A 22823-nucleotide genomic window follows, 5' to 3' on the forward strand; every position below is an offset into this window, starting at 1 on the left:
CAGGCCTCTTACCCGGAGTCGGTACGCTGGCAGGCGCCGCGATTGGTCCGCGGCGCTTGGCATCGCTTGACTTCTCACGGGTAAGGTCGGGGCACTTCAGTTGGTGTTGTTCTTTCAGATCCTTGGGTTTGCGCTATTCATTTTCTGGCTGCTGCTCATCGCTCGGGTCGTCGTCGAGTTCATCCGCTCGTTCAGCCGGGACTGGCATCCCACCGGCATCACCGTGGTGGTGCTGGAGATCATCCTGTCGATCACCGATCCGCCGGTGAAACTGCTCCGCAGGCTGATCCCGCAACTCACCATCGGGGCGGTCCGCTTCGACCTGTCGATCATGGTGCTCTTGCTCGTCGCGTTCATCGGCATGCAGCTGGCATTCGGCGCCGCGGCTTAGCCTCCGTGGCCCGCGCGCGGCCGGTCGGCGTGGACCCATTCCGGCCCGGAGACGGTTCGGCCACGCTTTAGCGTCGGTTTGGTTCCCCCGATTTGAAATTTCTAAGGTTTCGGATTTTATTGGGCTCACTGTTTGAAATTGGCTCTTATTTATTGGGCTAATCAGCAACGGTCGCGCCTGGTGTGACAGGATGGACGGCAGTTGCACTACGGCTACCACTGCGTTCTACACTTTCCAGAACGTTCGACAGGAACTTGAGGGGACGAAACAATGCCGCTTACACCAGCCGACGTCCACAATGTGGCGTTCAGTAAGCCACCGATCGGCAAGCGGGGCTACAACGAAGACGAGGTGGATGCCTTCCTCGATCTGGTGGAAGCCGAGCTGACCCGGCTCATCGAAGAGAACAGCGATCTGCGCCAGCGGATCGAAGAGCTCGACCACGAGCTGGCCTCCGGTGGTGGTTCGGTCACTCCGGCCGCCGCCGCGGCGCCCACCCAGGCCATTCCTGTGCGCGAGCCCGTCCCCGAACCGGAACCGGTCAAGCCGGCGCCGGCCGCAGCCCCGGCCGCGGCGGTCAACAACGAGGAACAGGCCATGAAGGCCGCTCGGGTGCTGACGCTGGCGCAGGACACCGCCGACCGCCTGACCACCACGGCCAAGACCGAGTCGGAAAAGATGCTGGCCGACGCCCGCGCCAACGCCGACCAGATCCTCAGCGAGGCCCGCAGCACCGCCGAGACCACCGTCACCGAGGCCCGGCAGCGCGCCGACGCCATGCTCGCGGACGCGCAGACCCGCTCCGAGACCCAGTTGCGGCAGGCCCAGGAGAAGGCCGACGCCCTGCAGGCCGACGCCGAACGCAAGCACTCCGAGATCATGGGCACCATCAACCAGCAGCGCACCGTTCTGGAGGGCCGCCTCGAGCAGCTCCGCACGTTCGAGCGCGAATACCGCACCCGGCTCAAGACCTACCTGGAGTCTCAGCTGGAGGAACTCGGGCAGCGCGGATCCGCGGCGCCCGTGGACTCCAGCGCGGATGCCGGCAGCTTCGACCAGTTCAACCGGGGCAACAACTAGCCTTTCGGACGTGCCGGTCACTCGCCGAGCTTCGGGGTTGGCACACTAGGACTTGAAACCGCGGTCCCGCTCGTCGCTTGGAGGCTGACTGATGCTCATCATTGCGCTGGTATTGGCCCTGATCGGGCTCGTCGCGTTGGTGTTTGCGGTCGTCACGAGCAACGAGTTGGTGGCCTGGGTCTGCATCGCCGCCAGCGTGGTGGGCGTGGTGCTGTTGATCCTGGACGCGCTGCGCGAACGCCAGCGGCGTGACCTGGGCGGCGACGAAGCCCAAGGCGTCGACGAGGCCCAGGCCGACGAGGGCGACTACGTCGACTACCCCGAGGAAGTCCCCGGTGAGGGCGAACCCGCGACGACGGGGGAGACCACGCCGACCGAGGAGTCCCAGGTCGTGGCCGAGGGCCGCGGCGACGAACCCGCCAAGTAACACCCCTCGCGCCGTTGGGCCCTCAGCCGGTCGGCGTGGTGAGCAGTTCGCGGACCTCGTCGTCACTGATCTGGTGGAAGTCGTCGTAGACCTGCCCGACAGCTTCGAATCCGGGCGGCATGGTCGCGCACACCACGTCGTCGGCCTCCTGCGCCAGCTCGCGGCAGGTCGACTCCGGCCCCACCGGAACGGCGACCACGATCGATTTCGGCCCGGCGGCCCGGATGGCACGCACGGCGGCGAGCATGCTTGCGCCCGTTGCGATTCCGTCGTCGGCCAGGATGACGATCCGGTCGCGCAGGTCGGCGATCGGGCGACCGCCCCGGTAGGCGTGCTCGCGCCGGAGCAACTCGGCCGTCTCGCTGTCGATCACCTCGCGCACCTGCTCGTCGGTGACGCGCAGGCTGGCCACCACGTCCTCGTTCATCACCACGCCACCGCCGCTGGCCAGCGCGCCCATCGCCAACTCGGACCACTGCGGTACCCCGAGCTTGCGCACCAGGAAGACGTCGAGCGGCGCCCTCAGGGCGGCGGCGATCTCCCAGGCCACCGGCACACCGCCGCGTGCCAGCCCGAATACCAGCACATCGTCGCGGCCGCGATAGGCCGCCAGTTGCTGCGCCAGCGCGCGTCCGGCCTCGCGCCGGTCGACGAACGTCTTCGGTGAGGTCCTCCGGACAAAGCCACTCGATGGGTTCATTCGTTAACGCTCCCGGCTGATGGACTTCTCTCCAGGCTACGTGCGTCAGGCCGAGTGCGGTGGCAAAGTTCGGGTTGGCTGCAGTGTCAGCACGACCGAGAGGATCTGCGAGATGAGACGGCGTTACGGCACCTACACGGCCTACAGCATCGCCTGCGCGATCGTCTGGGCGGTCATTCTGGCGGTGGTTTCCACGACGGGCGACGCCGCCTCCCGGCATACGTTCCTGCTGGTGTGCGGGGGGTGGGCGATCGGGTGGCTGTCGGCGACGATCGCCAGGGGCGTCTACCCGCCACCGAAGCGGCATATCCGGCAATAGATACGGGTGTCCGAGGGGGGACTTGAACCCCCACGCCCATTAGTAGGGCACTAGCACCTCAAGCTAGCGCGTCTGCCATTCCGCCACTCGGACAAGGCCAAACCAGCATGGGTTGGCAGCTAAGGCTATCGGATTGCGCGCCGCGAACCCAATCCAGCTCCCTCCGGACGTCTCGATGATCGGCATCGAGCCGTCCAGCCGCGGCAATGGTAGGAAAGGTGGTTGTGACCATTCAGAGCGGGGCGACCGAGGTGCCAACCAACCCGAGCGACGACGTGGTCGAGGTGGTCAGCAAGTTGATCCGGTTCGACACCACCAACACCGGCGAACCGGCGACGACCAAGGGCGAGGCCGACTGCGCGCAGTGGATCGCCGAGCAGCTCGCCGAGGTCGGCTACGCGCCGCAGTATGTCGAGTCCGGCGCGCCCGGTCGCGGGAACGTGTTCGTCCGCCTGGCGGGCGCCGACAGGTCGCGTGGTGCGCTGCTGATCCACGGGCATCTCGACGTGGTGCCGGCTGAGCCGACCGAGTGGAGCGTGCACCCGTTCTCCGGCGCGATCAAAGACGGCTTCGTCTGGGGCCGTGGCGCGATCGACATGAAGGACATGGTCGGCATGATGATCGTGGTGGCCCGCCAGTTGAAGCGCGCGGGCATCGTCCCGCCGCGCGACCTGATCTTCGCATTCATCGCCGACGAAGAACACGGCGGAACCTTCGGAGCGCAGTGGCTGGTCGATCACCGGCCGGAGCTCTTCACCGGCGTCACCGAGGCGATCGGTGAGGTGGGCGGTTTTTCGCTGACTGTGCCCCGCCGCGACGGGGGAGAGCGTCGGCTCTACCTGATCGAGACGGCCGAAAAGGGGCTGTCCTGGATGAAGCTCACCGCCCGGGGCCCGGCCGGACACGGGTCGATGGTGCACGACCAGAACGCCGTCACCGCCGTCGCCGAGGCCGTCGGCCGCCTGGGCCGCCACCAGTTTCCGCTCGTGCTGACCGATACGGTCGCACAGTTCCTCGCCGCCGTCAGCGAGGAGACCGGGTTGACCTTCGACACCGAATCGGGCGACCTGCGCGGGGCGATCGAAAAGCTGGGCCCGATGGCCCGCATGCTCAAGGCGGTGCTGCACGACACCGCGAATCCCACCATGCTCAAGGCCGGATACAAGGCCAACGTCGTGCCGGCCATCGCCGAGGCGGTGGTGGACTGCCGGATCCTGCCGGGGCGCAAGGAGGCGTTCGAGGCCGAGATCGACGAGCTGCTCGGGCCGGACGTGACGCGCGAGTGGATCAAGGACTTCTCGTCGTATGAGACGAGCTTCGACGGCGACCTCGTCGATGCCATGAATGAGGCGGTGCTGGCGCACGACCCGGGCGCCCGTACCGTGCCGTATATGCTTTCCGGTGGTACCGACGCGAAGTCGTTCGCGCGCTTGGGTATTCGTTGTTTCGGGTTCAGCCCGCTGCGCTTGCCGCCGGACCTGGATTTCACCGCGCTGTTCCACGGTGTCGATGAGCGGGTACCCATCGATGCGCTGCGGTTCGGCACCGACGTGCTGGCCCACTTCCTGACCCACTGCTAGAGGAACAAACGCAAGCCGATCACACGAGAGGACCGCCATGAGCACTGCTCCTGACCCGTACGCATCGTTGCCGAAGCTGCCGACCTTCACGCTGACCTCGCAATCGGTTACCGACGGCCAGCCGCTGGCCAATCCGCAAGTCAGCGGAATCATGGGTGCCGGCGGCGAAGACGTCAGCCCCCAGCTGAGTTGGTCGGGATTCCCGGACGAGACCCGCAGCTTCGCCGTCACCGTCTACGACCCCGACGCCCCCACGGCCTCCGGGTTCTGGCACTGGGCGGTGGCCAACCTGCCGGCCGACGTCACCGAGCTGCCCGCGGGCGCCGGCGATGGCAGCAACCTGCCAGGAGATGCGCTGACGCTGGTGAACGACGCCGGGCAGCGCCGCTACATCGGGGCCGCGCCGCCTGCGGGTCACGGCGCACACCGCTACTACATCGCGGTGCACGCCGTGGACACCGACAAGCTGGATCTTCCCGAGGACGCCAGCCCGGCCTTCCTCGGGTTCAACCTGTTCCAGCACGCCATCGCGCGGGCGGTCATCCACGCCACCTACGAACAGAAGTAGGGCACCGGCGGGTTTCGGCCCGCAAGAGGGCTCCGGCCCGAAAGAGAGTTCCGGCCCGAATGAGGGCTCCGGCCCGCAGAGAGGGCCCGCCCCGGACCCGAAATCACTTGCGCCACTTTAGTCCCGGTGCTTTCACCGCGGCGAGTTTTGTCGGTGGGTAGTCATACCATTCGAACATGCGTTCGAGTACTTGCGAAGAGATTCAGGCCGACGTTGACGCGTTGAGCGCTGCCGTCTCCCGCTTCCAGGCGCCTTCCTGGGACGCGCTGACACCTGCCGAGCTGGGGAAGTACGCGTTTCTGATCGGTCGGCTGGATGCACTCATCTATGAGCTGCGGAGCGCGTTCGCACGGCCGAGTGGGCGGTGCACATGACTTTGACCGACCGTGAGGATCTCCAGGACGACGTTGACGCATTGCGCGCCGTCGTCTCTCGCTTCCGTGAACATTCGTATGATGCGCTGACCAACCCGGAGCGGTTGCAGATGCTGGAGATACTCGAGTGCGAGGCGCGTCGGCTTCGAACACCCAGTCATCAGCTCATCAATCAGATTGGTGAGCAAGGGGATTCGACCGAGTTGGGTGGCAAGTTGTCCTGGGTGTTGGCCGACCGGCTGCACATCACTCGGGCCGAGGCCGCACGCCGCATCGCCGAGGCGGCCGATCTGGGGCCGCGCCGGGCGCTTTCCGGCGAACCGTTGGCGCCGGTGCTGCCCGCCACGGCGGCGGCGCAGCGGGAAGGGGCGATCGGGGCCGACCATCTGGCGGTGATCCGGCGGCTTTTCCACCAGCTGCCCGAGTCCGTCGACATCGAGACGCGTGAGCACGCCGAGAGGCAACTGGCGGCCAAGGCCACCGAATTTCGCCCCGATCAGCTCGCCAAGCTGGCCCGGCGCCTGATGGATTGCCTCAATCCCGACGGTAGCTACACCGACGAGGACCGGGCGCGGGTGCGTGGGCTGGTGCTCGGCAATCAGCAGGCCGACGGCATGTCGCGCCTGAGCGGATGGCTGACGCCCGAAGCCAGAGCCAGCTGGGAGGCGGTGCTGGCCAAGCTGGCCGCGCCCGGCATGTGCAACCCCGACGATGACGCGCCGGTCGTGGACGGCGCCCCTTCGGAAGAAGCCATGCAGCGCGATACCCGCACCCCGGGTCAGCGTAACCACGACGGGCTCAACGCGGCGCTGCGGGCGATGCTGGCCAGCGGAGAGTTGGGTCAGCACAACGGGTTACCGGCCAGCATCGTCGTGACCACAACGCTCACAGAGCTCGAAGCGGCCGCCGGGAAAGGTTTGACCGGCGGCGGCACCATTCTTCCCATGTCGGACGTCATCCGCCTGGCCCGTCATGCCCACCATTACCTCGCGATCTTCGACAAGGGCACGGCGTTGGCGCTGTATCACACCAAGCGCCTCGCGTCGGCCGGTCAACGAATTGTCTTGTATGCCAAGGACCGTGGGTGTTCGCATCCAGGCTGCGACGTGTCGGGTTATTTCTGCGAGGTCCACCACGTCGAAGATTGGGCCAGGACGTACCGCACCGACATCGACCAACTCGCCATGGCCTGTGGACCACACCACCGGCTTCTCGAGAAGGGCTGGACCACCCGAAAACGCGCCAACGGGATACCGAATGGATACCGCCGCCGCATCTCGATCGCGGGCAACCGCGAACCAACAGCTTCCATCACCCGGAGGATCTGTTGTGCGAGGACGAGGACGGAGAAGACGACAACGCGGTGGGGGCAGCTTGATGCGCGACTCACATGCGTCCGTACGCGACGGCCATGATCAGGCCCAAACCCGCTAGCAAGATAAACATGATCGTCACCGGGTCGACAACTTCGAAGATCATGTGATCACCCTGGGTGGGCCGATGGTGTATTTGGCTGTGGTCCAACATATCCGGACATCGTGCGATGAACTGAAGTCGTGTAATCGGTCATTACTTCAATCCAGCCGGGTGAATTCCGTACGGCACGGCTTCAAGCAGTGTGACGTTCAGGGCCGCACCACTGGGCAGGGTATAGGTGCGTCGTTCACCGGGGCGTGCACCTGCGATCGCGGCGCCTAGCGGGGATTCGTTGGAGTAGACCTCGATGTCGCTGTATTCGGCGTCGCGTACGCCTAGAAGGAAGGTCTCGGTGTCGCCGGTATCGTCGTAGCGGACTGTCAAAACCATGCCGGGCTCCGCGATCCCGTCGTCGGGCGGGTCCTCGCCGACGACGGCATTGAACAACAAGTCATGGATACGTTGGATCCTGGCCTGCCACGCGTGTTGGGCAGCGATGGCGTTGTCGTCCGACCGACCGTCGGCGGATGCGCTGGTGTGCAACACACGTAACCTGGCCAGTTCCCTCTGTAGCCGCTCGTAGCCGTGCGGCGAAATCCACACGGGTTGCGTGCTGGTCATGTTCGTTGCTCTCCTTATGTCGTAGTGAGTTGAGGTCGCGGCCCCCGTGCGACGCGAACGTCGTTGGTGCGGTTGGTTTCCGGGCCGCTCCCTGTTAGACAGCTTGGGCCGCTGTTAGCGGTTAGGTCGCGGTGGGCTGTCTGTGAGCGGGTGCCTTTCGTCAGATGCATTTCATAGGGCACCGCCTCCAGCAGCGTCACCAGTCGTCCCGTCTCATCGGGAATTGAGTAGATGCGCTGGTCGCCGGGACGCGCGCCGGCTATCGCGCGGCCCAACGGCGAGGCCATCGAGTAGACCTTGATGTCGGCGCCTTCGCTGCCGCGTCTGCCTAGCAGAAAGGTTTCGGTCTCACCGGTGGCGTCGTAGCGGATGGTCAAAACCATGCCCGGTTCGGCGATGGGATCACCGGCGGGATTCTCGCCAATGATCGCCTTGGCCAACAGGTTCTGAATCTCGCGGATACGTCGTTGTAGCACTGAGCTCTTCGCGTCGAAGTCCATTAAGTCGTCAGGAACTTCTACGATCAGCCCCGACCGCAACGCGTTGAGTTTGTTCCGCAGGCGGGTGTATTGCTGTCGTGTCATCCAGATGGATTCGGTGCTGGTCAATTTGAGCGGTGTCCTTTCGATTGTCGGGGAGCGTCGTCAGGGGCGGGCCTAAGTAGGCGGCCGCCGCTGACGACTCGGAGGCTCATGGTGGGCGAAATGCCGGAGCGGCTGAAGGTTTTCGTTGGGCGTTGATTCCATGATGGCGTGCGCGGGCACGACGGTGTTTGCCGAAAACCGACAACGGCGGTGCGCTGCATTGTCACGCCCCGACAATGCTGTTGCCGAGGCTGCCCCGAAGCGGTCTCGACCTGAGCGGCGAGAGCTTCTGGCGCGTTGCCTTATTGCCGCTCGACGAGGCGGTCGAAACTCTGTTGCCATCGGTCGTAGCGGAGTCGGTCAAGGGTGATACGTGCGCGCGCGAATAGGGCCACTGCCAAGAGACTCACACACCACCAGGTCGCTACCGCGAAGACCAGCGCCTCGTCGCGGGCGGTGTTTAGCGGTCGGGCAACCGGAAGGCCGTCGTCGTCTATCCAAATCTCAATATCGTCGCCGAGCTTGGCTGTCAGCGGCGCGGTGACGTCGCCGGTGCGTTCGGCCCCGGCGGCAAACCATCGGGCAGGAACGGTCACTGTCGGGCTTTCAAGGTCGCGGCGAGGGTGACTCTCGCCGGTGACAGTCGCGGTCACCGGGCGGCGGGTTTGGATCTGCTCGGCGTAGAGGCGGCTCCGAGAATCATGCACCGCGGTGCCCAGCGCGGCACCGATAGGTACGGCGAGCAGCGAGGCCGCAACGGCTAACACCAAAATCAGCGCCTCCAACCGGTCCGTGGTGCGTATCAGCGGGTTACGACCGAAGAGCCGCACGAACAGCCTCCGCGGCAACGGCACGGTGAAGGTCTCCATCGAGGCGTCATCATCCGATCGGCGGTCGGCGATCGATTGATGATCGGGGTCTGAGGTCGACATCGAACATCTCCTATCGGAGAGTTGGCGTGGGTTTGAGGTATCGCGCGGCGGGCGGAAACCAGCCGTCACTCAAACCTGCCCTCTGAGTTGGCAACCTTAATGATGGTGCGGATGGCTGCTGCAAGCTTTGCGCAGCCCGACAACGACGCTGTCCCGCTTTGTCGGGTTTCGACAGCGCCCTTGGTCAATCGGTGTCGATGGCCGCGAGTTCTATCGTCATCGCCAACCGTTTTCTGGCATCGTCTAACTGCAGGTTGGTGATCTCGGCCATCTTGCGCAGCCGGTAACGCACGGTATTTTCGTGCACTCCCAGCCGTTCACCGGCCTCGGTCGGGTCGCCCTGGGCCTCCAGCCATGCTCGCAGCGTGGCCACGTAGTCGGTCCCGTGGGCGCGGTCATGGCGGCCTAGCTCGGCCACCGGACCACGGGATGGGGACCGGCCTGAGCGCGCGGCGGTGCGCAATCGCTGCAGCAGGATGTCAGCCCATGACTCGTCATAGACCGGAGGCAGGGCCCCGGGTGACATCTCATGCAGCGCAAGACATTCCTCGGCTTCATGGCGTGCAGCGGCGAGGTCTGTCACCTCAGCCGCGCCACTTACGCCGGCCAGCACCGTCGCCTGTTCGGGGAGGGCCGCCCGCAGACCGGCTACCCATCGCCGCGCCGGTGCCTGCCCGCCGGGAAGCAGCGTGTAAACGATATTGCCTGCCAAAGCGCTGCGACCCGGCCGTGACCAGCCGAACCCGGTGGTGGCGCGTTCGAACGCCAACAACAGAGCGGCATCGCGTTCGTCGCCGATGAACGCCTGCAGCGCAATAACCCTCAAACCGTCGTGCGGCAGACCCAGCCTGCTAGCCACCATGGCGGCATCAGCCGTGCCCTCCAACAACCGGATCACCAGTTCGGATTCGATTTGGCGCTCCAAGTCGGCGCTGGCTCGTGACCGTAGAAGATGCAGGGCCACCGTGTGTGCACCCTCGGCCAAGGCGCTGCGCGCCGCTTCGTCCAGCGGCGCCGAACACGCCACCCACACCGACCCGATCAGCTCTCCTCCGGAGCGCACCGCCACCACCATGCGACCGATCAAGCCGTGCTCGGAGTCCTCGGGGACAAACAGCGGCTCGTTGGAGACCCCCAGGTGTGCGAATACGCTCCGCGCATCCAACGATGCGCGGAGCTGCTCCGGTGTCTGTCGTTCCAGGATCGTCTGCACCCGCGCCGGATCGGCATGTTGCTGCAGTTTCGAATACGCCAACACCCGCAACAGCCGATCGTGAATGACAACTGAACTGCCGATAGCATCCGCCAGGCTATCGGCCAGCGCGAACAGATCCGTTGGGCCACGACCGGATTCAGTCTCACGGCCCTCCAGCACCAGCCCGTAGACGACCGTACCCACCTCGCTCCACGTGACCTTCTCGTCGACCACCATGACCGCGCCGACCCCGGCGTCTCTGTCAAACGCGATTCGCTCCTCACCGCCGCGTACCAACACCACGACAGCACGCGCTGAAGCTGCCCACTGCATTGCTTCGCTAACGGAGGCGGCACCGATCGCCAGCAATACGTCGCCTACCACCACATGATCCGGCGCGGCTTCGTGGATCACCACGCTGCGCAGTTCAGTCGACCTGGGCACCGACGACCAACGCAAGCCGACTCCATAACCACCCAGCACGTTCACCAGGCGGTCCAAAGTGATCACCAGCCGCTCCTAATGCCGAACTGGTAGTCAGCCTATCCAGAAGTCAAGCTCGGCCTGAGCTACTCCGGTGTGCGGGCCGCCGAGCCGACGGCAGCACCGAGGGACGCGAAGCCGCCGTCATGCAGCCGCTGCGCGATGCCCTGGTGAATCTGCTTGGCCCACAAGCCTCCTCCGTAGATGAAGCCCGTATAGCCCTGCAGCAGCGATGCGCCCGCGGTGATCCGCTCCCACGCGTCGTCCGCCGTCTCGATGCCCCCGACGCTGATCAGCACCAGGCGGTCGCCGACCCGGCCGTACAGCCTGCGCAGCACCTCGACGGCGCGGCGCGCCACCGGCGGACCGGAGATGCCGCCCGGACCCAGCTCGTCGACCCCCGGTGTGTGCAGACCCTGGCGCGACACGGTGGTGTTGGTGGCGACGATACCGGCCAGCCCCAGTTCGACTGCCAGGTCTGCGATCTCGTCCACATCGGAATCGGAAAGATCCGGCGCGATCTTCACCAGCACCGGTGTCGACGTCTCGGCGAGCACGGCCGACAGGATGGGCCGCAGCGACTCGACCGCCTGCAGATTGCGCAGCCCGGGCGTGTTCGGCGAGCTGACATTGACCACCAGGTAGGACGCCAGCGGGCCGACCAGCCGGGCGCTCGCCCGGTAATCGTCGACGGCCTCGTCGGCCGGCGTCACCTTCGTCTTGCCGATGTTGACCCCGATCGGCACCTCGGGCCGCTGCCGCGAAAGCCGCATCGCCAGCGCGCCCGCACCGAGATTGTTGAAGCCCATCCGATTCAGCAGCGCCCGGTCGGCCGGAAGCCGGAACATGCGCGGGGCGGGATTGCCGGGTTGCGGGTTGGCGGTGACCGTCCCAACCTCCGCGTGCCCGAAGCCCAGCGCGCCCCAGGTGAGCAGGCCGAGGCCGTCCTTGTCGAAGCCGGCCGCCAGCCCAAGCGGCCCGGGAAAGCGCACCCCGAACACCGTGCTGGCCAGCGCCGGATCCGTCGGGGCCAGCAGCCGGCGCAGCACCCGCCGCGGCCACCCGACCGCGGTGACACCGCGCAGCAAGGCGAATACCAGCGTGTGGATCCGCTCGGGCGGGATCACGAAAAACAGCGGTCGCAGCAAGCCGTATATCCGGTGTCCGCCCTTGCGTGGCTGGGCGGGCGTCACAGTTCCGGCTGGTCGGGCCGTCGCCCCTCGGAGCCGGCGCTGTCCAAACGAGATTTCTTGCGGCGCAACAGCACTCGTCTGCTGCCATCGGTGTAAAGCCGCACCCTGGTCAACTCCCAGCCGCGGTATTCGGCCTCGATCGACAATCGGGTGGACGCGCTGACCCTGGTCACTTCCGGTGGCAGGCGCAACGGCGCCCATTCGTATTCGTCGGACATCTCGGTGTCCCAGCCCGCGGGCAGGCGGCTGCGCCGCGCGGCGGTCAACGCGTACCCGCCGCGTGCTCGACGACCTGAACTCCCGCCCCGGAACCCGACACCACGTACAGGGTGTCTGACGCTTCGTCGAAGGCCAGTGAGTTCGGTTGCTGCACGGTCGGGTAACGCACCTTTTCGACGGGAATTCCGGTGGATAGATCGTAACCAATGACGATATTGGAAACGGTCTGCGAAACCCAGGCTAACGCGCGGGAGCCGGCGAGGCCGTACGGTGCCTGCGGAACCGGGTAGGCCTGACGCAGGATCAGCGGGTCCACGCCGTACACCAGCAGCTGGCCGCCGCGGGTATCGGCGACCAGCACCCGGCCCGCCGGATCGGCGGCCATCGTGGTGGCGCCCCGGCCCGCCCGCAGCGCCTGCTGGGCGTGGCCGTCGGCGTCGATCGTCGTTACCGACGTCTGCCCTCGGTCCAGCACCACCGTCGTATTGCCTTGTGTGGCAAGCCAATCGACGCGGGCAAAGATCTTGTTGCGGTTGGTGACGGTCGCATTCGTCACGGTGCGCGGTGCCTGGGCGGCGAGGGTGTAGACGGCGCCGTCGGCGCTGCCCAGCACCAGCCTGCCGTCGGCGCGCTGCGCCACCGCGGTGAATTCGGTCTGGGCGGCGTCGGCGACGCGCACCTGGGTCACGCGACCGGTGGACAGCTCGACCGCGAGGTACCCGCCGCGGGCGGCCAGGTAGGCGGTTCCGTGGTCGTCGTCGGCCAATGCGGTCGCCGGTCCGGGCAGCTCGACGACGCGCGGCGGCGCCTGCGGATCGCCGAAGACGGTGACGCTGGCGGGTGCGGCCGGGTCGTTGCCCGGCGTCAGGACCGCCAGCTGATGGGTGCCGCCGTCGAAGACCGCCGCCGCGGCGTGACCGGCCAGCGGCCATACCGCCCCGGCCGGCTGCTGCGAGACCGGCGGCGACACGGCGGCGTGCGCCGGTTCGATGGTGCGCGGCGCCGTGTCGAGCGGATTCGACGAACACCCGACTACTGGGCTCAGCAAAACCGCGATCCCCAAAACACGGCATTGAGCTGCCATCTTGTGACGAAAATGCCGTGACAGCAATTCTTTTCCCTCGTGGTTCGGCGGTGGAACACAAATTCTAAGGAACGCTTCGCATCCAACAGGGCCATGCTGCCTGCGTTCCTCTTTACCGGCGAGGTATGGTCAGCTCATGGCCGTCACCGCTGACCGTCATTTGGCGCAGAATGAGTTTGCTGTCGAGGACATGTCGACAGGCATTTCCGCTAGCGGATACGGACAAGTCGGTGATGGGCGGAGTTTTTCGTTCCACATCGAGAACCGATCCCTTGTCGTCGAGGTTTACCGGCCGCGCCTGGCCGGGCCCGTTCCGCAGGCCGACGAGGTGGTCGCCAGGGCCGTCCGCAGCCTGGTCGACATCGACCTCACCGACGAGCGCAGCCTGAGCGCTGCGGTGCGCGACTCCGTGGCGCACGCGGAGCCGGTTTCGCGCTAGTGGCGATCGCAAGCGCGGCGTAGCCGGGCGCGGCGGGTCGCCACCATCCCGGGTTAGTGGCGATCGCAAGCGCGGCGTAGCCGGGCGCGGCGGGTCGCCGCCATCCCGCTAGTCCTGCCCGGACCCGTCCACCGGGTACCGTCGTGGTCGATATGACCGTCATCCTGTTACGGCACGGCCGCTCGAGTTCGAACACGGCGGGCGTACTCGCCGGTCGCTCGGAGGGCGTCGACCTCGATGACAAGGGCCGTGAACAGGCGGATGGCCTGATCGATCGGATCGGCGATCTGCCGATCCGGGAGCTGGTCAGTTCGCCGCTGCTGCGCTGCCGTCGCACCCTCGAGCCGTTGGCCGACGCGCTCTGCCTGACGCCGCTCGTCGACGATCGGCTCGCCGAGGTGGACTACGGCGAGTGGACGGGCCGCAAACTCGGCGAGTTGGTCAGCGAGCCGCTGTGGAAGGTCGTTCAGGCGCATCCCAGCGCGGCGGTGTTCCCCGGCGGCGAAGGCTTGGCGCAGGTGCAGGCGCGGGCCGTGTTCGCCGTGCGCGAGCACGACCGCCGGCTGACCGCCGAGCACGGCGGCGATGTGCTGTGGGTCGCTTGCACTCACGGTGATGTCATCAAGGCGGTCATCGCCGACGCGTATGGCATCCACCTGGACGGGTTCCAGCGCGTCACCGCCGACCCGGCGTCGGTGAGTGTGATCCGCTACACCGAGCTGCGCCCGTTTGTGTTGCACGTCAACCACACCGGTGCGCGGCTGTCCGCCGCCCTGCGGGCCGGCCCCCCGGCGAAGGAAGACGCGAAGCCCGAAACCGACCCGAAGTCCAACGGAGAGCCGCAGGAATCGGCCGCCGCGGTACCGTCCAGCGACGCGGTGGTCGGCGGTTCCACGGATTAATTCGGCGGCTACCTCCATCGGATCGCACGGCGGTGGCAACAGCCGGTATTTTGGGAAGTGCCATGGCCCGCGCAATTCACGTCTTCCGCACACCCGACCGCTTCGTGGCCGGGACCGTCGGCCAGCCCGGAAATCGCACGTTCTACATCCAGGCTGTGCACGACGCCCGAGTGGTGTCGGTGATTTTGGAGAAGCAGCAGGTGGCGGTGCTCTCCGAACGCATCGGTGCGCTGCTGCTCGAGGTGAACCGCAGGTTCGGTACGCCCGTCCCGCCGGAGCCCGCCGAGATCGAGGACCTCGATCCGTTGGTGACTCCCGTGGACGCCGAGTTCCGGGTCGGAACGATGGGCCTGGGTTGGGATTCGGAGGCCCAGACGGTAGTGGTCGAGTTGCTGGCGGTCACCGACGCCGAGTTCGACGCGTCGGTGGTGCTCGACGACACCGAAGAGGGTCCCGACGCGGTGCGGGTGTTCCTGACGCCGGAGTCGGCGCGCCAATTCGCCACCCGCTCCAATCGCGTCATCTCCGCGGGACGTCCACCGTGTCCGTTGTGCGACGAACCGCTGGACCCGGAGGGCCATATCTGCGCACGCGCCAACGGATATCGGCGCAGTGCGCTGCTCGGGCCTGACGATGACCCAGAGGTCTGACGACCGTGAGGTGTTGCGCGACGGCGAGCTGACGGTCATCGGACGGATCCGCTCGGCCAGCAACGGCACCTTCCTCTGCGAATCGACGCTCGGCGAGTCCAGCGTGCATTGCGTCTACAAGCCGGTTGCCGGCGAGGCGCCGCTGTGGGATTTCCCGGACGGGACGCTCGCCGGCCGCGAACGGGCCGCATATCTGGTCTCGGCGAAGTTGGGCTGGAACATCGTGCCCTACACGATCATTCGGCACGGGCCGGCGGGCCCGGGCATGCTGCAGCGGTGGGTGCAGCAACCCGGCGACGCGGTCGACAGCGAGCCCCGCCCCGGGCCGGATCTGGTCGACCTGTTTCCCGCCGGCACCAGGCAGCCGGGCTACCTGCCGGTGCTGCGCGCCCTCGACTACGCCGGCGACGAGGTGGTCCTGATGCACGCCGACGACATTCGCCTATGGCGGATGGCGGTGTTCGACGTGCTGGTCAACAACGCCGACCGCAAGGGCGGCCACGTGCTGCGCGACCTCGACGGCCACATCTTCGGGGTCGACCACGGCGTGTGCCTGCATGTCGAGGACAAGCTGCGCACGGTGCTGTGGGGATGGGCCGGCAAGCCGATCGACGATCACACGTGCAAGGCCGTCGCCGGCCTGGTCGACGCGCTGGACGATCAGTTCGGCGACGAGCTGGCCGAGCAGATCACCCGGGCCGAGATCGCCGCGCTGCGCCTGCGCGCGTGCGCGCTGCTGGACAACCCGGTGATGCCCGGACCCAACCGGCATCGCCCGATTCCGTGGCCGGCCTTCTAGCGGCGATCGCAAGCGCGGCGCCGCCATCGGTGAAGGCCGCGGTTCGCCGTCGGCGATACTGAAGCGGTGAGCCCCGCCGCCGACGAGATAACCGATGCCGCCCTGGCCGCCGATCTCGCCGCCGATGCGGGGGAGTTGCTGCTGAAGGTCCGCGACGAAGTCGGCTTCGGGTATCCCTGGGCGCTGGGCGACGCGGGCGACAGCCTGGCGAACGCGCTGATACTGCGGCGCCTGCACGAGGAGCGGCCCGACGACGCGGTGCTCAGCGAGGAGGCGTACGACGATCTGTCCCGCCTCAAACACGACCGCGTGTGGATCATCGACCCGCTGGACGGCACCCGCGAGTTCTCCACGCCCGGCCGCGACGACTGGGCGGTGCACATCGCGCTGTGGCAACGCCCTACCGGTGACTCCAGCAATGGCCAGCGCGAAATCACCGACGCGGCGGTGTCGTTGCCGGCCCGCGGGAACATCGTCTACCGCAGCGACACCGTGACCGCCGGCGCCGCGCGCGCCGGCGTCACCGACACCATCCGCATCGCTGTCAGCGCGACCCGCCCTCCCGCGGTGCTGCACCGGATGCGGCAGACGCTGCCCATCCAGCCCGTCGCGATCGGCTCGGCCGGCGCGAAGGCGATGGCGATCATCGACGGGCACGTCGACGCCTACGTGCACGCCGGCGGCCAGTGGGAGTGGGATTCGGCGGCCCCCGCCGGGGTGGTGATGGCCGCCGGGATGCATGCGTCGCGGCTCGACGGATCGCCGATGCGCTACAACCAACTCGACCCGTATCTGCCCGACTTCGTGATGTGTCGCGCCGAGCTGGCGCCGATCCTGCTGAGCGCCATCCGCGGCGGGTAGCGGCCGTTACCGCCCCAACCGGCGCCGCCAGTCTTTCGCCGAGAGCACTCGGACCATGTTTTCGACGAGGCTGCCCTTCTTGCGGCTGTAGGGGTACCAGAGCAGCTCCCTTTTCATCGCGACCCGGTCGGCGACGATGGCCTTCTGGCGGCAGTATTTGCGGATGCCGTCGGCGCCACCGGAGCGGGAACCGATTCCCGATGCCTTCCAGCCCACCATCGGAAGCCCGAACTGCAGCAGGCTGGCGATGACGTTGTTGATGTTGACGCTGCCCGTATTCATCTGCCGCGCAACGGACATCGCCTTGTCTTTGTCGCGCGTCCACACGCTGCCGGACAGCCCCAGGTTGGAGTCGTTGGCCCGCTCGATGGCCTCGGCGACGTCGCGCACTTTCATGACCGGCAGGGTCGGGCCGAAGGTCTCCTCGCGCATGCAATCCATGTCGTGGTTCACGTCCACCAGCACCGTCGGCTCGTAGAACAGGCCACCGTCGTCGCCCGCCTTGCCGCCGACGAGCACTTTCGCGCCCTTGCTCACGGCGTCGTCGACGTGGCGGGACACGATCGCGAGTTGCTGCGCGGTGGTCATCGACCCGACCTCGCAAGAATAGTCGTGCGCGGAGTCCATCCCGTTGCGCAGCGCAGATGTCTTGGCTACCAACTTGTTTACGAACTCGTCGTAGACCGGCTCCTCGACATAGAGTCGCTCCACGGAGATGCACACCTGCCCGGTGTAGACGAAGCCGCCCCACACCGCACCGTCGACGGCGCGGTCGATGTCGGCATCGGCGCACACGATCATCGCGTCCTTGCCGCCGAGCTCCAGGCTGCAGGGGATCAGCCGCTCCGCGGCCGCGACGGCGATGTGGCGCCCGGTGTTCACCGAACCGGTGAACATCACGTAATCGACCGTATTAACCAGTGCCGCACCGGTTTCGCCGTAACCGAACACCGCGTCCAGCACGTCCGGCGCGCCGATCTGCTTCCAGCCCTCGACCGCCACCCGCCACGCGAGCGGGGTGAACTCCGAGGGCTTGGACAGCACGGCGCAGCCGGCCATCAGCGCCGCGGGAATGTCGAGCAGCGGCACCGACAGTGGTCCGTTCCACGGTGTGATCACCCCGACAAGGGGATAGGGCTGGTAGACCAGGGTCAGCTTCTTGCCCACGTTCGCGGCGCCGTAGGGGTGCACCGTCTGGTCGGCGAGGAATTCGGCGGCGTTGTCGATCCAGTAGTTGATGATCTGCAGCGCGGCGATCTCCACTCCGGTGTCGCCCCAGGACTTGCCCGTCTCGAGTTGCAGCGGCGTCAGCAGGTCGTCGCGGTGGTCGAGCATCCAGTCGCGCCACTTGCCCAGCCACCGCGCGCGGCCGTTGATTGGCGTTTGCTGCCATAACGGCTGGGCCTTACGCAGCCGGGCGGCCACGGCCTCGACTTCGGCGGCCGTCGAGATGGGGACGCTGCCGACGACTTGTGCCGTCGCGGGGCATCTGACCACGACTTCTTGCTGCGCGGCCGCGCCCGCGGTGTCTGGTCGGTCAGTTGTGCCAGTCGACATGGCAACCACCCCGCTCGTGGACGTTGAGCGAATTTGCTCGATACCGGATTCAGCAAACCACAAATCGCGCTGCGGCGATATAGCTCGCGATGGGTGTGGCGGCGGGTGATTCAGAGCCGCATCGTCGGCGCGCCTAGGCTGATTGCGCGCCTCCTTCTCGGCCCGCCGCGCGGGCCGCATCGTCGGCGCGCCTAGGCTGATTGCCATGCAGTCGTGGTCTTCCCCCCAGGTCCCCGTGTTGTCGGGACGCGGTCCGGAGCTTCGGCTGTATGACACGTCTGACCGGCAGGTGCGTCCCGTGGCGGCCGGCTCGACCGCCACGATGTACGTCTGCGGCATCACCCCGTACGACGCGACCCATCTGGGCCACGCGGCGACATATCTGGCGTTCGATCTGGTCTACCGGCAGTGGCTGGATCTCGGCCACGACGTCCACTACGTCCAGAACGTCACCGACATCGACGATCCGCTGCTGGAGCGCGCCGAGCGCGACGGCATCGACTGGCGCGACCTGGCCGAGCGTGAGGTGTCGCTGTACCGCGAAGACATGGCGGCGCTGCGCATCCTGGCCCCCCGCGAATACGTCGGGGCGACCGAGGCGGTCGCCGAGGTCGTCGAACTCGTCGAGAAGATGCTGGCCTCTGGCGCGGCCTACGTCGTCGACGGCGAATACCCTGACATTTACTACCGCGCCGACGCGACTCCGCAGTTCGGCTACGAGTCCGGCTATGACCGCGACACGATGCTGCGACTGTTCGCCGAGCGGGGGGGTGACCCGCAACGGCTCGGCAAGACCGACCAACTCGATGCCCTGCTCTGGCGGGCTGCGCGGCCGGGGGAGCCCAGCTGGCCCTCACCGTTCGGCCCCGGCCGGCCGGGCTGGCACGTCGAGTGCGCGGCGATCGCGCTCAGCCGTATCGGCAGCGGCCTGGACATCCAGGGCGGCGGCAGCGACCTGATCTTCCCGCACCACGAATTCACCGCCGCACATGCCGAATGTGTGCGCGGCGAGCGGAGATTCGCGCGCCACTACGTGCACGCCGGGATGATCGGCTGGGACGGGCACAAGATGTCCAAGAGCCGCGGCAATCTGGTGCTGGTGTCGCAGCTGCGCGCCCGGGGTGTCGATCCGGCGGCGATCCGGCTGGGGCTGCTGGCCGGGCACTACCGCGGCGACCGGTACTGGAGCGATCAGGTGCTCAACGACGCCGTCGCCCGGCTGCAGCGCTGGCGTGGTGCGACCGGTCTGCCGGCCGGCCCGGACGCCGCCGACGTGATCGCGCGGGTGCGGCAATACCTGGCCGATGACCTGAATACTCCCAAAGCCCTTGCTGCGCTTGATGGCTGGACCACCGACGCGCTGGAATACGGTGGCCACGACGCCGAGGCGCCCAAGTTGGTGGCGACCGCCGTCGATGCGCTACTGGGCGTGGCCCTCTAGCCGAACGATGGTATGCCGTCGGTCAGGCCGGCAGAGCCGTTCCCGCGCCGGGTCCATCCGGGTTGACCTGCGTGGCCGCCGTCAGCGCGGGCGTCCACCATTTCGCCAGCGCCAACAGATCGACGGCTTCCTCGTAGAGGTTTGTTGAACGGGAGCGCACGGCCAAATCCCTATCGGGTGTCTCGGGTCGATGTCCGACGGCCTTGGCCTCGGCGGCGTGCGCCAGCTCGAAAGCGGTTGTCGCGGAGCCCTGTTCGTCGGCCGGCACGGAGTTTTCGTGGAGAAATTGGGCTAGCTGGTCCGAAGCCGTACTACCCACATAGTGGCGCAGCTGCAGGATCGCGTCGCGGATTTCGATGACGGTTTGGTGCAGCTGGAGAGTGGTCTTCTGAAATCGCCGGTGATCATGCTCGATACTGAAACTGCTTTCCGGCACCACGGTTGTCATGCTGAGCCGCAATGGCTGCAAACTCTTCCAGGTGCGGCTGATGCGGTCCAACCCAAAGAACGAATGCAGCCTGACTACGAGCGGCACCGCGCCGAAGAGATAGACGATGAGGGCCATCCATAGGAATTCCGATCCATGAACCCGGCCCCGGAATTCAACGGTGTGGGTCCAGCCGAGCTGGTCGCTCACCGCCAGAAGCAGTGCCTCCAGGCAGGCTGCCGCCGTCACGAGAACTGCAAGGATTCCGGCGGCGGCGAGCAGCATTTCGCGACGCTCGGTGGCTCTTATCAGCTCGGAGAAGAACATCCACAGCAGCCGCGTCACCAAGATGACGATCATGGTCAGATACAAGCTCAGCGCCAAGATCGCGTCCCAGCCGCCGGACACCTCGAACGTCTGGCCCGCAACGCGCGCACGGGTACCCGCACCCAGGAATGCCACAGATAACGCGACGGCGGCCAGGCGGTAATAGCGGTGACTGCGGCGTGTTTCCTCCGGTGAGATCTTGTTCCACAGCATGGTGAACCCGACGAATTCACCGCACGCCAAAATCATTGCGACGCAAGATAATTGCTGGGCGGTGGTGACGGTCATGAGAGTGCTTTTGGACAGCACCGCTTCGACCTTGCGCTCACGCAGGAGCTGGGCCAGCAGCAGCCAAGCCATCACATTGTTGAGGTAAGTCTGGTACAGGTTGGCCCTGCACCATCGGAAACGCGCCGCGAGAACGATCACCATGATCGTGATCACGGGCCACGCGATGATGCCTGGGATGCTGGAGGTCACTGGCGGCGGAAGAAGGCGCTACGCATCATCGAGTGACGTTCGGCGGCCTCGGCGGCGGCGATCAGCAACAGAGAAGCGAACATCTCGGCATCGCGCTCCTGGTCACCGGCGTAGTTGCTGCGTCCCAAGACCGCGCGCACCGTGTCGGGATCGAGGTCGGGCAAGGCCTGGCACACGGCCGCATCGCAGGCGTGGCTGGCGCTGCGGCCATGGCCCAGGAGGATATGACCGATCTCGTGGCCCACAATCTGGTCGATGTGGTAGTCGGTGGTTCCGGTCTCATGCAGGATGACGTCTTCGTTGTCGCAGGCCAGCCATATCCCACACGGGCTGTCCGCCAGCGCCGCCGTATCCACCGGGACGAGCCGGATGGCCCGACCGCGCATTTGGCCCAAGTTGTCGATGAAAACGTTCCGGTCCCAGGGCACCGGGATCGGGAGCTTGCGCGTCAGCGCAAGTATGTCAACGTTTGATGCCGGCATCGAGCTGATCATCCCGCCTGGAGGAGATAGGGGGTAATCGTTCGAGTTCGCGAAGGTGATCGACGATCGCCGCCAGGCTGTTCAGAGCCTGGGCAGTCAAGCCGGATGCACGAGCCGCCAGATCGCGCACTCCGTTGTCGCGCAACGCCTGCAAAAGATTCAATTGCGCCTCGATCGCCGGGTCGGTGCCACGATCTATCAGATAGGACGGCGGCACGCCGAAAAAGTCGGCGATCGCCCGTAAATGGGCGACGGTGGGGTTTGTTTTGAGGCCGCTTCTGAGTTGCCAGAGGTAAGCCGGGCTGATCGGGACGCCGGTTTTATCGGTGATTGCCGCCGCGGCGGCGGCGTTGGAAAGCGGGGGGGCGCCCGCCTTGCGCATCAGCTCGAAGAGCTTGTTCAGGCGTGCTGCCAGCCCGCTGTCATCCGGCCCGTTGGCCTCGACGCCATCGACTTTCAATGCACTCTCATTTCATGCGAACGCCAGCAGTGTGTACCCATGTTACAGGCTCACGCAATCACGATGGACCCCCATTCGCCACGCAAATGCTTTCAGGTGCACGCCCGTGACCTCGGGATCTGTGCCTGGTGAAGCGCTTCACGGTGTTTATCCACAGGGGCGTTTCGTTCCGTTTTACATTTTCATCAACGTACGGTTGAATGCGTGACGTGTACTGCTGTGTACAGTTCGCCACCAGGTCTCCAAACCGTGAGCCTGCGATCGACGAGCTCGTTGCCGTGCCCGGAGGCCCGGCTTTGCTGGCGAGCACCGTGGGGCCAATGCGATCGCGCGGGATCGACCTTCGACCATGGGCACCCGATGCTCTTGGCGTTTCACATCTCGCGCAGCCGCTCACATCCCGCGCAGCCGCGTGTTCCGCGCTGGCGAAGCAACGCACGGCGAATTGGACCAGCATGGCAAGGGGTCGTGACGAAGGACAGCAAAGTCGAGCCGAGGCTTGAAGGCCGTCACGAACCACCCCCGGCGTTGTGTACACGGCGCCCGACTCAGATACCGAGGCGCCACTAAAAGCTGAATTCCCCGAGCTGGCCGACACCGTCGGCGCTGTTAGCCAGTGTTGCAATCCAAGACCTGAAATTTCTCAGGCGTCGCTTCGGTCAGCGATCTCATCCGAAGTGGCGCGTTGCGTCTTTTGTTTGCTGTGTACCCCTCCCCAAGGCTGGTGCAGATCTATGAAACACCTGTATAACCCGTACAATAATTTACACCGGTGTCGAATCCCGGTGGCGGAAGTGCCTTTGCTGTCGCGCCAATATAGGGGTATATTTCT

24 protein-coding genes, 1 tRNA gene and 2 pseudogenes are annotated in these 22823 nt (G+C 66.3%); 14 read left to right on the top strand and 13 right to left on the bottom strand.

What is annotated here, in order from left to right:
* Positions 1-100: 100 nt before the first annotated feature.
* From A5760_RS02415 to A5760_RS02425, 3 genes are all read left to right on the top strand, one after another.
* Positions 101-391, top strand: a complete 291-nt coding sequence (locus A5760_RS02415; protein WP_007770770.1) for a YggT family protein — start codon at positions 101-103, stop codon at positions 389-391.
* A 270-nt stretch (positions 392-661) separates the two neighbouring features.
* Positions 662-1471 carry a DivIVA domain-containing protein gene (locus A5760_RS02420; RefSeq protein WP_064877511.1) on the top strand — a complete coding sequence of 270 codons (810 nt, stop codon included), beginning with the start codon at positions 662-664 and terminating at the stop codon, positions 1469-1471.
* 91 nt (positions 1472-1562) lie between these two features.
* On the top strand, positions 1563-1898 hold the full coding sequence (locus A5760_RS02425) for a hypothetical protein (protein ID WP_064877512.1): 336 nt from the start codon (positions 1563-1565) through the stop codon (positions 1896-1898).
* Between the two features lie 22 nt (positions 1899-1920).
* Here the strand turns inward: A5760_RS02425 and A5760_RS02430 are convergent.
* A pseudogene (locus A5760_RS02430) lies at positions 1921-2598 on the bottom strand (phosphoribosyltransferase); the annotation flags it as partial.
* A gap of 112 nt (positions 2599-2710) precedes the next feature.
* Here A5760_RS02430 and A5760_RS02435 point away from each other — a divergent pair.
* Positions 2711-2917: a hypothetical protein gene (locus A5760_RS02435; protein WP_064877541.1), complete on the top strand. Its 207-nt coding sequence runs from the start codon at positions 2711-2713 to the stop codon at positions 2915-2917.
* 7 nt (positions 2918-2924) lie between these two features.
* Here A5760_RS02435 and A5760_RS02440 read toward each other — a convergent pair.
* Positions 2925-3010: transfer RNA gene (locus tag A5760_RS02440), tRNA-Leu, on the bottom strand.
* 113 nt (positions 3011-3123) lie between these two features.
* On the opposite strand from A5760_RS02440, the gene A5760_RS02445 reads away from it, so the two are divergent.
* The 4 genes and pseudogenes from A5760_RS02445 (at position 3124) to A5760_RS02460 (ending at position 6817) form a co-directional block, all read left to right on the top strand.
* Positions 3124-4497, top strand: coding sequence for a M20/M25/M40 family metallo-hydrolase (locus A5760_RS02445; RefSeq protein ID WP_419538208.1), 1374 nt, complete (start codon positions 3124-3126; stop codon positions 4495-4497).
* A 37-nt stretch (positions 4498-4534) separates the two neighbouring features.
* Positions 4535-5065 (top strand): YbhB/YbcL family Raf kinase inhibitor-like protein, encoded by a 531-nt coding sequence (locus A5760_RS02450; RefSeq protein WP_064877514.1) that lies wholly within the window; start codon positions 4535-4537, stop codon positions 5063-5065.
* Between the two features lie 176 nt (positions 5066-5241).
* Positions 5242-5439, top strand: a complete 198-nt coding sequence (locus A5760_RS02455) for a hypothetical protein (protein ID WP_064877515.1) — start codon at positions 5242-5244, stop codon at positions 5437-5439.
* A pseudogene (locus A5760_RS02460) lies at positions 5436-6817 on the top strand (HNH endonuclease signature motif containing protein). The gene A5760_RS02455 and the pseudogene A5760_RS02460 overlap by 4 nt, the downstream one beginning before the upstream one ends.
* Before the next feature lie 191 nt (positions 6818-7008).
* Here A5760_RS02460 and A5760_RS02465 read toward each other — a convergent pair.
* The 7 genes from A5760_RS02465 to A5760_RS02495 all read right to left on the bottom strand — a co-directional run bounded on the left by A5760_RS02465 (position 7009) and on the right by A5760_RS02495 (position 13166).
* A complete protein-coding gene (locus A5760_RS02465; protein ID WP_064877516.1) occupies positions 7009-7476 on the bottom strand; it encodes a GreA/GreB family elongation factor in 468 nt (155 codons plus the stop codon).
* 14 nt (positions 7477-7490) lie between these two features.
* On the bottom strand, positions 7491-8084 hold the full coding sequence (locus A5760_RS02470; RefSeq protein WP_064877517.1) for a GreA/GreB family elongation factor: 594 nt from the start codon (positions 8082-8084) through the stop codon (positions 7491-7493).
* Between the two features lie 278 nt (positions 8085-8362).
* On the bottom strand, positions 8363-8929 hold the full coding sequence (locus tag A5760_RS02475; protein WP_419538209.1) for a hypothetical protein: 567 nt from the start codon (positions 8927-8929) through the stop codon (positions 8363-8365).
* Between the two features lie 247 nt (positions 8930-9176).
* Positions 9177-10697, bottom strand: a complete 1521-nt coding sequence (locus tag A5760_RS02480; RefSeq protein WP_064877519.1) for a PucR family transcriptional regulator — start codon at positions 10695-10697, stop codon at positions 9177-9179.
* A 59-nt stretch (positions 10698-10756) separates the two neighbouring features.
* A complete protein-coding gene (locus tag A5760_RS02485; RefSeq protein WP_196771962.1) occupies positions 10757-11827 on the bottom strand; it encodes a quinone-dependent dihydroorotate dehydrogenase in 1071 nt (356 codons plus the stop codon).
* Between the two features lie 32 nt (positions 11828-11859).
* Positions 11860-12129 (bottom strand): DUF5703 family protein, encoded by a 270-nt coding sequence (locus A5760_RS02490; protein ID WP_064877521.1) that lies wholly within the window; start codon positions 12127-12129, stop codon positions 11860-11862.
* Positions 12126-13166, bottom strand: a complete 1041-nt coding sequence (locus tag A5760_RS02495; protein ID WP_064877522.1) for a YncE family protein — start codon at positions 13164-13166, stop codon at positions 12126-12128. Before A5760_RS02495 ends, A5760_RS02490 begins: the two co-directional genes overlap by 4 nt.
* A 136-nt stretch (positions 13167-13302) precedes the next feature.
* Here A5760_RS02495 and A5760_RS02500 point away from each other — a divergent pair, with 136 nt between their 5' ends.
* The 5 genes from A5760_RS02500 to A5760_RS02520 all read left to right on the top strand — a co-directional run bounded on the left by A5760_RS02500 (position 13303) and on the right by A5760_RS02520 (position 16817).
* Positions 13303-13605 carry a hypothetical protein gene (locus A5760_RS02500; protein WP_064877523.1) on the top strand — a complete coding sequence of 101 codons (303 nt, stop codon included), beginning with the start codon at positions 13303-13305 and terminating at the stop codon, positions 13603-13605.
* Positions 13606-13757: 152 nt separating this feature from the next.
* Positions 13758-14507, top strand: a complete 750-nt coding sequence (locus A5760_RS02505) for a histidine phosphatase family protein (protein WP_064877524.1) — start codon at positions 13758-13760, stop codon at positions 14505-14507.
* Between the two features lie 62 nt (positions 14508-14569).
* Entirely contained in the window at positions 14570-15157 is a 588-nt protein-coding gene (locus A5760_RS02510; RefSeq protein ID WP_007770786.1) for a DUF3090 domain-containing protein, read from the top strand.
* Positions 15141-15956: an SCO1664 family protein gene (locus tag A5760_RS02515; protein ID WP_064877525.1), complete on the top strand. Its 816-nt coding sequence runs from the start codon at positions 15141-15143 to the stop codon at positions 15954-15956. Before A5760_RS02510 ends, A5760_RS02515 begins: the two co-directional genes overlap by 17 nt.
* Before the next feature lie 66 nt (positions 15957-16022).
* On the top strand, positions 16023-16817 hold the full coding sequence (locus tag A5760_RS02520) for a 3'(2'),5'-bisphosphate nucleotidase CysQ (RefSeq protein ID WP_064877526.1): 795 nt from the start codon (positions 16023-16025) through the stop codon (positions 16815-16817).
* Between the two features lie 6 nt (positions 16818-16823).
* On the opposite strand, the gene A5760_RS02525 is transcribed toward A5760_RS02520, so the two are convergent.
* On the bottom strand, positions 16824-18374 hold the full coding sequence (locus tag A5760_RS02525) for an aldehyde dehydrogenase family protein (protein ID WP_064877527.1): 1551 nt from the start codon (positions 18372-18374) through the stop codon (positions 16824-16826).
* A gap of 205 nt (positions 18375-18579) precedes the next feature.
* Here A5760_RS02525 and mshC point away from each other — a divergent pair, with 205 nt between their 5' ends.
* A complete protein-coding gene (gene mshC, locus A5760_RS02530) occupies positions 18580-19815 on the top strand; it encodes a cysteine--1-D-myo-inosityl 2-amino-2-deoxy-alpha-D-glucopyranoside ligase (protein WP_064877528.1) in 1236 nt (411 codons plus the stop codon).
* 22 nt (positions 19816-19837) lie between these two features.
* Here the strand turns inward: mshC and A5760_RS02535 are convergent, their stop codons facing one another.
* From A5760_RS02535 to A5760_RS02545, 3 genes are all read right to left on the bottom strand, one after another.
* Positions 19838-21013, bottom strand: coding sequence for a DUF6545 domain-containing protein (locus A5760_RS02535; protein ID WP_155764175.1), 1176 nt, complete (start codon positions 21011-21013; stop codon positions 19838-19840).
* Positions 21014-21045: 32 nt separating this feature from the next.
* Positions 21046-21435, bottom strand: a complete 390-nt coding sequence (locus A5760_RS02540; RefSeq protein ID WP_231122526.1) for an ImmA/IrrE family metallo-endopeptidase — start codon at positions 21433-21435, stop codon at positions 21046-21048.
* 76 nt (positions 21436-21511) lie between these two features.
* Positions 21512-21913, bottom strand: a complete 402-nt coding sequence (locus A5760_RS02545; protein ID WP_231122529.1) for a helix-turn-helix domain-containing protein — start codon at positions 21911-21913, stop codon at positions 21512-21514.
* Positions 21914-22823: the final 910 nt, after the last annotated feature.

It is taken from the genome of Mycobacterium colombiense, from assembly GCF_001665835.1.
GTDB classification, from domain to species: Bacteria; Actinomycetota; Actinomycetes; order Mycobacteriales; family Mycobacteriaceae; genus Mycobacterium; species Mycobacterium colombiense_A.